The organism is uncultured Croceicoccus sp. (assembly GCF_947496385.1).
In the GTDB taxonomy this organism is placed as follows: domain Bacteria; phylum Pseudomonadota; class Alphaproteobacteria; order Sphingomonadales; family Sphingomonadaceae; genus Croceicoccus.
In genome coordinates, this window is the sequence record NZ_CANMCP010000002.1 from 392,353 (window position 1) to 404,329 (window position 11,977).

Annotated in this window: 12 protein-coding genes; 4 read left to right on the forward strand and 8 right to left on the reverse strand. The window is 65.3% G+C overall.

Features of this window, described 5'->3' with window-relative positions:
* Window position 1: 1 nt before the first annotated feature.
* The 6 genes from Q0897_RS05740 to ccoN are packed head-to-tail and all read right to left on the reverse strand — an operon-like array spanning window position 2 to window position 5,541.
* A complete protein-coding gene (locus Q0897_RS05740) occupies window positions 2-448 on the reverse strand; it encodes a FixH family protein (protein ID WP_299308130.1) in 447 nt (148 codons plus the stop codon).
* A complete protein-coding gene (gene ccoG, locus Q0897_RS05745; protein ID WP_299308132.1) occupies window positions 445-2,007 on the reverse strand; it encodes a cytochrome c oxidase accessory protein CcoG in 1,563 nt (520 codons plus the stop codon). Before ccoG ends, Q0897_RS05740 begins: the two co-directional genes overlap by 4 nt.
* Entirely contained in the window at window positions 1,994-2,905 is a 912-nt protein-coding gene (ccoP, locus tag Q0897_RS05750) for a cytochrome-c oxidase, cbb3-type subunit III (RefSeq protein WP_299308133.1), read from the reverse strand. Before ccoP ends, ccoG begins: the two co-directional genes overlap by 14 nt.
* On the reverse strand, window positions 2,895-3,059 hold the full coding sequence (locus Q0897_RS05755) for a cbb3-type cytochrome c oxidase subunit 3 (RefSeq protein WP_299308134.1): 165 nt from the start codon (window positions 3,057-3,059) through the stop codon (window positions 2,895-2,897). The genes ccoP and Q0897_RS05755 overlap by 11 nt, the downstream gene beginning before the upstream one ends.
* Window positions 3,056-3,865, reverse strand: a complete 810-nt coding sequence (gene ccoO, locus Q0897_RS05760; protein ID WP_299308135.1) for a cytochrome-c oxidase, cbb3-type subunit II — start codon at window positions 3,863-3,865, stop codon at window positions 3,056-3,058. Before ccoO ends, Q0897_RS05755 begins: the two co-directional genes overlap by 4 nt.
* A gap of 14 nt (window positions 3,866-3,879) precedes the next feature.
* The gene (gene ccoN / locus Q0897_RS05765) at window positions 3,880-5,541 is read right to left on the reverse strand and encodes a cytochrome-c oxidase, cbb3-type subunit I (RefSeq protein WP_299308137.1); all 1,662 of its coding nucleotides are present in this window, start codon (window positions 5,539-5,541) and stop codon (window positions 3,880-3,882) included.
* Window positions 5,542-5,820: 279 nt separating this feature from the next.
* On the opposite strand from ccoN, the gene Q0897_RS05770 reads away from it, so the two are divergent.
* Window positions 5,821-6,471, forward strand: coding sequence for an OmpW family outer membrane protein (locus tag Q0897_RS05770; protein WP_299308180.1), 651 nt, complete (start codon window positions 5,821-5,823; stop codon window positions 6,469-6,471).
* A gap of 37 nt (window positions 6,472-6,508) precedes the next feature.
* Here the strand turns inward: Q0897_RS05770 and Q0897_RS05775 are convergent, their stop codons facing one another.
* The gene (locus Q0897_RS05775) at window positions 6,509-6,985 is read right to left on the reverse strand and encodes a MarR family winged helix-turn-helix transcriptional regulator (RefSeq protein ID WP_299308138.1); all 477 of its coding nucleotides are present in this window, start codon (window positions 6,983-6,985) and stop codon (window positions 6,509-6,511) included.
* Window positions 6,986-7,192: 207 nt separating this feature from the next.
* Here Q0897_RS05775 and Q0897_RS05780 point away from each other — a divergent pair, with 207 nt between their 5' ends.
* From Q0897_RS05780 to Q0897_RS05790, 3 genes are read left to right on the forward strand one after another with little or no spacing between them, the layout of a single operon-like run.
* The gene (locus Q0897_RS05780; protein WP_299308139.1) at window positions 7,193-7,954 is read left to right on the forward strand and encodes a hypothetical protein; all 762 of its coding nucleotides are present in this window, start codon (window positions 7,193-7,195) and stop codon (window positions 7,952-7,954) included.
* A gap of 46 nt (window positions 7,955-8,000) precedes the next feature.
* Window positions 8,001-9,386, forward strand: a complete 1,386-nt coding sequence (locus Q0897_RS05785; RefSeq protein ID WP_299308141.1) for an NAD-dependent succinate-semialdehyde dehydrogenase — start codon at window positions 8,001-8,003, stop codon at window positions 9,384-9,386.
* Complete coding sequence (locus tag Q0897_RS05790; RefSeq protein ID WP_299308142.1) at window positions 9,383-10,798, forward strand: dihydrolipoyl dehydrogenase; 1,416 nt, start codon at window positions 9,383-9,385, stop codon at window positions 10,796-10,798. Before Q0897_RS05785 ends, Q0897_RS05790 begins: the two co-directional genes overlap by 4 nt.
* Before the next feature lie 33 nt (window positions 10,799-10,831).
* Here Q0897_RS05790 and Q0897_RS05795 read toward each other — a convergent pair whose 3' ends face one another.
* On the reverse strand, window positions 10,832-11,746 hold the full coding sequence (locus tag Q0897_RS05795) for a DMT family transporter (RefSeq protein ID WP_299308143.1): 915 nt from the start codon (window positions 11,744-11,746) through the stop codon (window positions 10,832-10,834).
* Window positions 11,747-11,977 lie beyond the last annotated feature (231 nt).

The window sequence follows — 11,977 nt, forward strand, 5'->3', positions numbered from 1 at the left end:
TTCATTCGAACCGCATTTCCCGCGTCCATTCCTCACCCCCGGCGAAAACGGACACGCGCGCGATCCAGCGTCCCGGCGGCACCGGGCGTGTCGACACGAACGCCCCCGGCCCGGCCCCGGCAAAGGCGATATCGAATGCCGCCGGATCGCCGAGCGGGCGGCGCAAGGCGGCGGACACGCGTGCGCCGGCGGGAACGCCCGCCGTGGTCACCACCATCCGGCCATCGCCCGCACGCACCACCGCGACCTCCCAGCTCAGCGCATCCTGCGCCCGCGCGGTTTCGAGCCAGCCGTTGAATTTCTGGCTCGCGACATAGGAATTATCGACGACCACCCCGCCAAAACCGCGCATGGCCAGCGTCGCCATCGTGAAATTCACGGCCATGACGATGCCGAACCCCGCGATCAGGATCACGCTCATGTGCCGTCCGGTGAATTCGCGTGTCATGGGCTGTTTCCTGCAGGCGCGGAGAAATGGGTTCGGGCCCGTGCCGTTTCGTGCTGCGGGTCGAGAGAGGTCAGGCGAAAGGCGAAATCTTGCGCCGTCGTACCGGGCGGGACGGCGACATAGGCGCGCACGGTCCGCGTCTGATCGGCGGGTACGGTGACGGTCTGCGCCGCGGCGGCATCGGCCCTGCCGACGGTATCGGACCACAGCACGGCGCCGGGCAAACCGTCGACGGTGATACGAAAGCCGCGCGGCCGGCTCTCCATATTGCGCAGTTTCAGCGTGTAGGAATTGCGCAAGCCCCCGTCGCTCATCACCATGAAAGGCGGATTGCGGTCCGGCGACACGGTCAGCCCGACATGGCTGCGCACGCCCAGCGCGAACAGCAGCGAAAGCCCCACCGCGCCCCAGATCAGCCCATAGGCGATGGTCCGCGGACGCAGGATCGTGCGCCACGGGGCACGAGGTGCTTCGCCGCGGGCCTCCGCCTCGCAATCCTCGAGCGTGGCATAATCGATCAATCCGCGCGGGCGGCCCACATCGGCCATCACCCTGTCGCACGCATCGATGCACAGCGCGCAGGTGATGCAGCCGATCTGCGGCCCTTCGCGGATGTCGATGCCGGTGGGGCACACCGCGACGCATTGGCGGCAGTCGATGCAATCGCCGAAATGGGCAGGATCCTTCTCCGCCTTCTTCACGCTGCCGCGCGGTTCGCCGCGCCAGTCCTTGTAGGTCACGATCAAGGATTTCTCGTCGAGCATGGCGGTCTGTATCCGCGGCCAGGGGCACATGTAGATGCACACCTGTTCGCGCATGAACCCGCCCAGCGTCACGGTCATCAATGTCAGGATCGCCACGGTGACATAGGCGATGGGCGCCGCCTCGCCCGCAAAAAAATCGCGCCAGAGGGTCGGCGCATCCGCGAAATAAAGCACCCATGCCCCGCCGGTGGCAAAACCGATGGCGAGATAGATCGTCCATTTGAAGGCCCGGCGCGTGACCTTTCCCCACGTCCACGGCGCCGCGTCGAGCCGTATGCGCGCATTGCGATCGCCGTCGACGAAGCGGTCGACATGCTGAAACAGATCGGTCCACACCGTCTGCGGACAGGCATAGCCGCACCATGCGCGCCCCACCGCCGAGGTCACGAGGAAAAGCCCCAGCCCCGCCATCACCAGCAGCCCCGCCACGAAATAGAATTCGTGCGGCCAGATCTCGATCCCGAACATGTAGAAGCGCCGGTTTGCCACATCGACCAGCACGGCCTGGTCCGGCGCATACGGCCCCCGGTTCCAGCGTAGCCACGGCGCCCCATAATAAATGCCGAGCGTGAGCAGCATCACCGCCCATTTGAAGCGGCGAAACCGTCCGTCGATGCGCTTGTTATGCACCGCCGCCCGTTTTTCGACCAGGCTTTGGGGCAGATGCACAGGTTCCGGCTCGTGCGGGTCGTGGCGCCGGGTCGCAGCCGCCGGATCGGCGACCGCGCTGCTGACCTGCTGGTCGGGCTGGCCACGCGCGCCGGGCGCAGGGTCGGCGGGATCAGGGGCGGTCATCGACCTCGACCGCCGGATCGTCGGCCTTCGCAATGAAATCCTCACCCCCGCCGAGCGAATGGACATAGGCGGCCAGCATGCGGATCGTCGCCGGGTCCAGCCTGTTCTCCCACGCTGGCATCACGCCCATCCGCGGGTTCAGGATCTGCCGCCGGATATCCTCGCGCGTGGAGCCGCGCAGCCAGATCGCGTCATTGAGCCGGGGCGCGCCGAGTGCGCGGCTCCCCCCGCCCGCCTCGCCATGGCAGGCGGCGCAATTGTCGGCAAAGATCTGCGCGCCCTGCCGGTTGTTCTCCGCCTTCCCGCTGAGCGCGAGGACATGGTCGATCAAGGCTTCCATCTGCACAGGGTCGAACACCCCTTCGAAGGGCGGCATCTGGCTTTGCCGCGTATCGTCGTGACCCGGTGCGCGAATGCCGTTCACCAGCGTGAATTCGATCGCACGCAGATCGCCGCCCCAAAGCCAGTCATCGTCGTTGAGATTGGGGTAGCCGAGCCGCTGGCTCCCCGCGCCACCCGAACCGTGACATTGCGTGCAATGCACCTGGAACGCGGCGCGCCCGCCCGCGACCGCCTGCGCAAGCAGCGCGCTATCGTCCGGCAGGCGTTCGACCGGCACGCGGGAAAGCGCCTCGTGCACGCCGGTGCGCGCCTGTTCGGCGGCGTCCATGTCCCTGGCCAGATCGCCCCTGCTCGACCAGTTCAGCACGCCTTTCGTGGCGCGGTCGACCATCGGCCATGCGGGATAGGCGATGACATAGCCGATCGCGAACACGATGGTGAGATAGAAGGTCCATAGCCACCAGCGCGGCATTGGCGTGTCGAGTTCCTCGATCCCGTCCCATTCGTGGCCGACCGTTTCGGTGCCGGTGGCCGGGTCGATGCGGCTATTCGCCATCGTTTTCGTCCTTGAAGATGGAATGGGCGGCGGTTCGGTTGTGCGCCCGCGCGCCGGGGCGGAACGGCCATGCGCACAATATCGCGAACACGCCGAACATCGCGATCAGCGCGTGGCTGTCGGCGAAATGACGCAGCGTTTCGTAAACGCTCATCGCCCCTTCTCCTGCGCCAGTTCTTCCTGCGCGGCGGCGCTGTCGAGATCGACCAGCGTGCCCAGCATCTGCAGATAGGCGAGCAGCGCGTCCATTTCGGTCACGCGGGCGGGATCGCCATCGAAATCGCGGATCTGCGCCTTGGGATAGCGGGCGAGCAGGTCGGCCGCGTCGCCCGCCTCCGGGTTCGCCTGCACGATGAGATCCTCGTCCGCGCGCGCGATGTCACGATCGGAATAGGGCACGCCCACCCGGCGCAGCGCGGTCAGCATCGCGCCCGCATCCGCGATGTCGAGCGTGGTCTCGCCGAGGAAACCATATTGCGGCATCACGCTTTGCGGCACGACGCTCTGCGGATCGGTCAGATGCTGCACATGCCATTCGTCGGAATAGCGGCCGCCGACGCGGGCAAGGTCCGGGCCGGTCCGCTTCGACCCCCATTGGAAGGGATGATCGTACATGCTTTCGGCGGCGAGGCTGTAATGGCCGTAACGTTCCACCTCGTCGCGGAACGGGCGGATCATCTGGCTGTGGCAGGCATAGCAGCCCTCGCGGATGTAGATGTCGCGCCCCGCCTGTTCGAGCGGGGTGTAGGGGCGCATCCCCTCCACCTGCTCGATCGTGTTGTCGATCCAGAACAGCGGCGCGATCTCCACCAGCCCGCCGATCGCCACCGTCACGAAGGTCGCGATGGCGAGCAGGGTGATGTTGCGCTCCAGCCGCTTGTGACCGCGCACGGTCGCCTCCACGTCGGGCGGTTCCTGCGACAGGGGCAGGTTGTCGGGTTCAGGGTCGGAAATAGACATGACGTGCAGGCTTCCTATTCAGCCGGTTCGGCGGGGAGAGGCCGGTCGGCGGCGGGGTCGTAGGCGGCATCGCGCATCGGCTTTTCATCGCGCAGGCGGCCCGCCATCGTCATCCACACGTTCCAGGCCATGATCGCCCCGCCCGAAAGGTAGAGCAGCCCGCCGAACGCACGCATCACATACATCGGGTGGAGCGCGGCGACGGTGTCGACGAAATTGTTCACCAGATAGCCGTCGGCCCCGTATTCGCGCCACATCAGCCCCTGCGTGATGCCGGCGACCCACATGCTCGCCGCGTAGAAAACGATACCGACGGTCGCGAGCCAGAAATGCCAGTTGATCATGCGCAGCGAGAACATGCGCTCCCGCCTCCACAGCCGGGGCACGAGGTAATAGACGCAGGCGAAAGTGATCATCCCGTTCCACCCCAGCGCGCCCGAATGCACGTGCCCGATGGTCCAGTCGGTATAGTGGGAGAGCGAATTGACGCTCTTGATCGACAGCATCGGCCCTTCGAACGTGCTCATCCCGTAAAAGGCGAGCGCCATGACCATCATGCGGATGATCGGGTCGGTCCGGACCTTGTCCCACGCGCCGTTGAGCGTCATCAGACCGTTGATCATGCCGCCCCAGCTCGGCATCCACAGCATGACCGAAAACACCATGCCGAGCGTCTGCGCCCAGTCGGGCAGCGCGGTGTAATGCAGGTGATGCGGGCCGGCCCAGATGTAGAGGAAGATCAGCGACCAGAAATGGATGATCGACAGGCGATAGGAATAGACCGGGCGTTCCGCCTGCTTCGGCACGAAGTAATACATCATCGCGAGGAAGCCCGCCGTCAGGAAGAACCCGACCGCATTGTGCCCGTACCACCACTGCGTCAGCGCATCCTGTACCCCGGCAAAGGCGCTGTAGCTGCGCGAGCCCATGAAACTCACCGGGACGGCCAGATTGTTGACGACATGCAGCATCGCGATCGTGACGATGAAGGCGAGATAGAACCAGTTCGCGACATAGATATGCGGTTCGTGCCGCCGCACCAGCGTGCCGATGAACACCGCCCCATAGGCGATCCACACGATGGTGAGCCAAATATCGACATACCATTCCGGCTCGGCATATTCCTTCGACTGCGTGATGCCGAGCAGATAGCCGCTCGCCGCGAGCACGATGAACATCTGGTAGCCCCAGAACACGAACCGGGCGAGCGCGGGGAACGCAAGCTGCGCGCGGCAGGTCCGCTGCACCACGTAAAAGCTCGTCGCGATGAGCGCATTGCCGCCAAAGGCGAAGATCACGGCGGAGGTATGGAGCGGACGCACCCGCCCGAAATTCAGGTACGGCTCGAAATTGAGCTGCGGAAAGGCCAGCTGCGCCGCGATGAACACGCCCACCAGAAACCCGACGATCCCCCAGAACATCGTCGCGATCACGCCCCAGCGGATCACATCGTCGTCATAGCGCGACGCCCCCTCCGGCATGCGGAAAAACCCGCGTGCCCGGCCCACCGGGTCGAAACGCGTCGCGCTCATCATCATCAGCACGAGAGCGACAAGCGCGACGATCCCCGCCTGCACGGCAAATCCGTGGTCGGCCGCGGTCGCCGCCACGATGATCGACATCAGCAATATCGCGAACCATAATATCGCCCGGCCGAGTGCAGCTTCCGCTTGCATCGCAATCTCCATTGGTTTCGCCGGGCTCGCTACGGCCGGCGCGGCAGGCGTTCATTGATCCATCGCAAATTGCGGTAAAACATGGCGGGCCGCGCACGGCGCACGCGGCATTGACGTGGATCAATGCAGGCGGCGCGGCGCGGGTGCAGTCCGGCGATGGCAGCGCGAAAACCCTTGGCCGCACCGGGCGGCCGCCGCCCTGCCGGGATATGATCGATGAAACCTCCTGTCGCGCACGGCCCGATCGCGCGCGGTATCGCGGCGCTTGCCGCGCTTGCCATGCCGCTCGCCGCCGCCACCCCCGCCCTCGCCCAGACGCGCACGCCCGACCGCGCCGGATCGGTTCAGGTCCGCGGATTTATCACCGCTGTCCTGCCGGATGGGGCCATCACCGATGTCGACACGGACATCGTCGGCCTGCCCGCAGGGACGCAGACGAAGGCGAACGACAATGTCGTGCCGACCCTCGCCATCGAATATTTCGTCACGAACGCATTTTCGATCGAGACGATCTGTTGCCTCACGCAGCACGATGTCGATGGCACGACCGGGCTTCCCGGCGCGGAACTCGTGGCGGATGCAAAGCTGGTGCCCGCGACGGTGACGGCGAAATATCACGTCGATCTGGGCGGGGCGAAACCCTATGTCGGCGCGGGACCGGCCTATTTCATCTTTATCGACGAGAAGCCCGGCGCCGCGACAATTCCGCTCGGCGTGACGGATTTCGATCTTTCGGACGAGCTGGGTTTCGCGCTTCAGGCAGGCATCGACGTGCCGGTCAATGACGCCGGGCTGATAGTGAGCCTCGATGCGAAACGCTATTTCATCGACACCACGGCACGCTGGCATGCCGGCGACACGCTCGCCATCCGGACAGAGCACAGGCTCGATCCGTGGGTGCTGAGTGCGGGAATGGGGCTTCGTTTCTGATTACCGAACGGCAGGGCGACGACACGGCGCCCCGCCCTCAGCGCGCGGCCTGCATCGCGGCGAGCGTATCGACCATCTCGCCCAGCGTTTCGCGCAAGGCGTCGACCCGCGCCTCGTCCTGCCCGGCGAGCATGATGGTGGGAACCTTGCGCGCCGCCTCCCGCAGGTCGCGTCCCGCCTGTGTCAGTCGGATACGCACGCGCCGCTCGTCCGCGGGATCGCGCATGCGCTTGACGAGGCCCGCATTCTCAAGCCGCTTCATCAACGGGGTGATCGTCCCGCTGTCGAGATACAGCCGCGCGGCGAGCGCGCCGACCGTCTGATCGTCGCACTCCCACAGGACCAGCATCGCCAGATATTGCGGATAGGTGAGACCGAGCTGTGAGAGCACCGGCGCATAGAGCCGGTTCACCAGATTGCTGGCGGCATAGAATTTGAAGCACAGCTGCGAATCGAGCAGCAGCGGATCGCGCGGCCCGGCGGACGGCGGGGCGGTGGCGTCTGGCCCGGTCATGCGGCGCTGTGGCCGATGCGGTCTGGAATGAAGCTGTCGATCATCGCCGGCACAGCATAGCAACAGCCATCAATTCACTGCACACAAAATCATATTGTGCACAATGTAATCCCGCGCAATGGAACAATCGGCGCGCTGGCTCATTCCTGCATCACATTCTCCACGCATCCAGCCGGGCGCCCGTCCGGCAAAGGACACCCGGCGATCATGCAACAGCTCGCGACCGACTTCATCAATTTCCGTGGCAAGTTCCGCATTGGCGGGCTGATCGACGTGGGTACGCAGATGTCGCTCATCCGCCGGGCGAACGGGCGCTACTTGCTCATCGACAGCTATGGCGTGGAGGGGGAGGACCGCGGCGCGCTGCTCGGCCTGACCGACAATGGCGCGAAGATTGACGCGATCCTCAACGTGCATCCGTTTCACACGCTCCACTGTGAATTCGCGCATCGGATCGCGCCGGATGCGCGCCTGCTCGGCACGAAGCGCCACCGCGAAAAGGCACCGTCCCTGCCATGGGACGACGCGCTGATCGAGGATGCGGCGACGCAGGCCGAATTTGCCGAGGAGCTGGAATTCTCCGTGCCGGCCGGGCTCGAACTCGTGCCTGATAACGAGCGCGTGCATGCGGCGTCCGTGCTGGTGCGACATCGGGAGAGCCGGATCGTCCATGTCGACGATACGATCAACGTGCTCGCGGCGCCGGGCGTGTTGAAGTCGGTGGTCCCGCAATCCCGGCTCAAGTTTCATCCCACCGTGCAGAGCGCGCTCGAAAAACGGGCCGGTGCCGCGGACGCCTTTGCCACATGGGCGCGCGACCTGGCCGAAAGATGGGCCGACACGCCGACCGTCTGCGCCGCCCATTCGGCGGTTCGCCAGCTCCCGCACGGCGGCTGGCGCGACGAAATTCTCGGCGCGCTCGCCGATACGGAAAAAGCGCTCTCCAAACATCGCGGCACCTACGGCTGAGCCCGCAAGACCACACCGAACATCACACGATTCAAGGATTTCATTCATGTCCGACCAGACCTTCACCACCATCAACCCGCTCACCCAGGAGGTCATCGAGACCTATTCCTACATGAGCGATGAGGACGCCGCCCGCGTCGTCGAGGACAGCCACAAGGCGTTCCTCGACTGGCGTTTGAAAAGCCTTGAGAATCGCGCGAGCGTCATTGCCGCCATCGGCAAGGCGCTGCGCGACAACAAGGAAGAGTTCGCGCAATTGATGACGCGCGAGGTCGGCAAGCTGATCGGCGACAGCCGTGACGAGATCGAGCTTTGCGCCGCGATCTGCGACTATACCGCAAAGCATGGCCCCGACATCCTCGCCGACGAGGAGCGCGAGGCCAGGGGCGCGACCGCCATCGTGACGCATGCGCCGATCGGCGTGGTCTACGGGATTCAGCCCTGGAACTTCCCCGCGTATCAGGCCGTGCGCTATTCGATTTCGAGCCTGATGGCCGGCAATGGCGTCCTTCTCAAGCACGCCGAAAACTGCACGGGGAGCGGCGAATATCTCGGGCGGCTTTACGAAAAGGCCGGCCTGCCCAAGGGACTTTTCGGCGTGCTGCGCATCACCCATGACCAGTCCGACACGCTCATCGCCCACGATCTGGTGCGCGGCGTGACCATGACCGGAAGCGACAAGGCCGGGCGCCACATCGCGAAGAAAGCCGGCGAGGCGGTCAAGAAGACGGTGCTCGAACTCGGCTCCAACGATGCGTATATCGTGCTCGACGATGCCGATCTCGACCTTGCGGTGAAAACCTGCATCGCGGGCCGGATCTACAACAATGGCCAGACCTGCGTGAATGCAAAGCGGTTCATCGTGACCGAGAAGAATTACGACGCATTCGTCGACGCATATGGCAAGCAGTTCGCCGGCATCGAACTTGGCGATCCGACCGAAAAGGACACGAAGCTCGGCCCCATGGTGTCGAAATCGCAGCGCGACGGACTGCACGAGCAGGTCACGCAGAGCGTCGCGAAAGGCGCCCGCCTCGTGACCGGCGGCACGGTTCCGGACCGGGAGGGCTGGTTCTATCCGGCCACCGTGCTCGCCGATGTGGCGCCGGGGCAGCCAGCCTATGACGACGAGCTGTTCGGGCCGGTCGCCTCCATCATCAAGGCGAAGGACGACGAGGACGCGATGCGCATCGCCAATGACAGCCGCTATGGCCTGGGCGGCGGGATCTTCAGCCGCGATACCGACCGCGCGCGCGAACTGGCGGCGAAGCATTTCGACACCGGCATGGTGTGCATCAACACGTTCGACATCGCATCGCCCAACATGCCGTTCGGCGGGGTGAAGAATTCGGGCTACGGACGTGAACACGGTCCGGAGGGGATCAAGGAATTCGTCAATGTGAAGTCGATCCGGATCGCGAAAGGCAAATGAGCGAGACGCTAAGCTGCGACGTGGCGGTGATCGGCGCGGGCACGGCCGGGCTCGCCGCCGAGCGCGCCGCCCGTGACAGCGGCGCGACGACCTTGCTGATCGACCCGGAATTCCGGGGCACGCTATGCGCAAACACAGGCTGCATGCCGTCCAAGCTTCTGCTCGCCGCGGCGAAGGAAGCGCATCGCATCGGCAAGGCCGGCCTGTTCGGGATCGAGGTCAGCGCGATGCGCGTCGACGGTCCCGCGGTGATGGAACGGGTCCGGTCCGAACGCGACCGTTTCGTCCGCCTGACCCGCGAATCCATCATGGATCTGCCCGATGAGATCAGGGTGCAGGCCCGCGCCCGGTTCGAGAGCGAAAACCGCCTCGCCCTGTCCGATGGCCGCTTTGTGGAGGCGAAGGCCATCGTCATCGCCACGGGGTCGAAGGCGGTCGTGCCGCCGCCCTTCGCCGCGCTCGGCGACTTGCTGCTCACCAATGAGAACATGTTCGAACTCGATGACCTGCCCCGGCGGCTCGCCGTGGTCGGATCGGGTTCGATCGGGCTCGAAATGGCGCAGGCTTTCGCACGGCTCGGGACCGAGGTGTGCCTTTTCGACCGGGCGGATCGCATGGCGAACCTGCGCTGCGACAAGGTGCACGATGCCTTGCGCGGCATCATCGAGAGCGACATGACCGTCCACCTCGGCGTCGATGTCGAACCGTCGCGGGATGGCGATTTCGTGCGCGTGAAATGGAGCAGCGACGACAATACCGGCGAGGCGGAATTCGACATGCTGCTCGCCGCGCTGGGCCGTCCGCCGCTGCTCGACGGGCTCGACATCGGGAATGCCGGCCTCGAATGCGACGATGATGGCGTACCGTGCCACGACCGCGAAACCATGCGATGCGGGACGAGCGCGATCTTCATGGCCGGCGATGTCGCCGCCGATGTTCCCGTGCTGCACGAAGCGTCGCACGATGGCCGGATCGCCGGGCGCAATGCCGCCGCCCTGCCCGCGCCCATCTCCATCGACCGCCATGTGAAGTTCACCATGATCTTCACCGACCCGCCCGTGGCCAGCATCGGCGTCGCGGAGGACGAAAGCGCAGTGAGCGGCACTGCCGATTATTCGGACCAGGGGCGCGCACGGGTCGAGGGGCGCAACGAAGGCGTGCTCACCCTCTACGCCGCCGCACCCGAGGGCCGGCTGATCGGGGCCGATCTCGTCGCTCCGGCGGGCGACCATCTGGCGCATGCGATTGCCTGGGCCATCGAACGGCGCGTCACTGCGAGCGAGATGCTGGAACTGCCCTTCTATCACCCGACGATCGAGGAAGGGTTGAAATCCGCGCTTCGGACCATTTGCGCCGCGACGCCGCTCCCCCTGCCCGAAACGCAGGATACGGGAACGCCAGCGGGCGCGTGACGCGTCGCGCGCGTCATGGCGCTTGAGCGGGAATCAGGCAGGCGGCAATTCGTTGAGCACCGGATCGGCCTCCCGGCGCGCGGTCATCGCCGTCCCGGCCGAGGCGAGGATGACGCAGACGATGGCGATGCCCTGACGCGGCGAAAGCAGTTCGTGCAGGAAGAGAAAGCCCGCGACCGCGCCCATGGCCGGTTCCACGCTGGTCAACGTGCCGAAAACGCGCGCGGGAATATGTTTAAGCGCCACCATCTCCAGCGAGTAGGGGATCGCGCTCGACACCGCCGCCACGACCATGCCGGTCGCGATGAATCGCGGGTCGAGCAGTGCGGCGTTCGCGCTGAACACACCGACCGGCACCACGATTACGGCCGCGACGCCCATGGCGATCGCGATGCTATGCCCGGCATGCTGATGCGCGAGCTTTCCGCCGAGCACGATATAGAGCGCCCAGAACACTCCCGCCGACGCGGCGAATGCCATGCCCGCCGGATCGAGCCGCGATCCGGTTTCCTCGATCGGCAGCAAAAGCGCGAGACCCACAAGCGTCAGGGCGAGCCAGGCAAGATCGCGTGGGCGGCGCGTGCTCCACAATGCAACGCCGAGCGGCCCCATGAACTCCGTCGCGATCGCGATGCCGAGTGGAACCGTCCGCAGCGACAGGTAAAAGCACAGGTTCATCAGGCCCAGCGAAGCCCCGAACGCGGCAAAGAGCCGCCACTCCGCCGCACTGTATCGCCGCCGCCACGGCCGCCAGATTGCCAGCAGAAACAACGCCGAAAACCCGACCCGATAGGCCACCGTCCCCGCCGCGCCGACATGCGGAAACAGCGATTTGCCAATCGACGTGCCGATCGCAAGCGTCACCATGGCCGCCAGCAATGCGCCAAACGGCTTGATCGGCGCAAACACGCCGCCGGAACGTTCGCCACTCTCCTGCGTCATCGTCATCGCTGAGCCCATAGCGATTGAGGCCGCGGATGGGCATACAAACATGGGCTCGAAATGAGGAATTATGCGCCCGTGTTTATTGACGAATGCAATGGTCGCCCAAGAACGGGGTTCGGCTTTGCGATTTGACCCGACAAACGGGCTACACCGGTGCTTCTTCCCGCGGACACCTTCGCGCAGATCCTGAACGGGCTTGCTGAACGAGGCGGGCTGCGATCATTGCCGCACGAT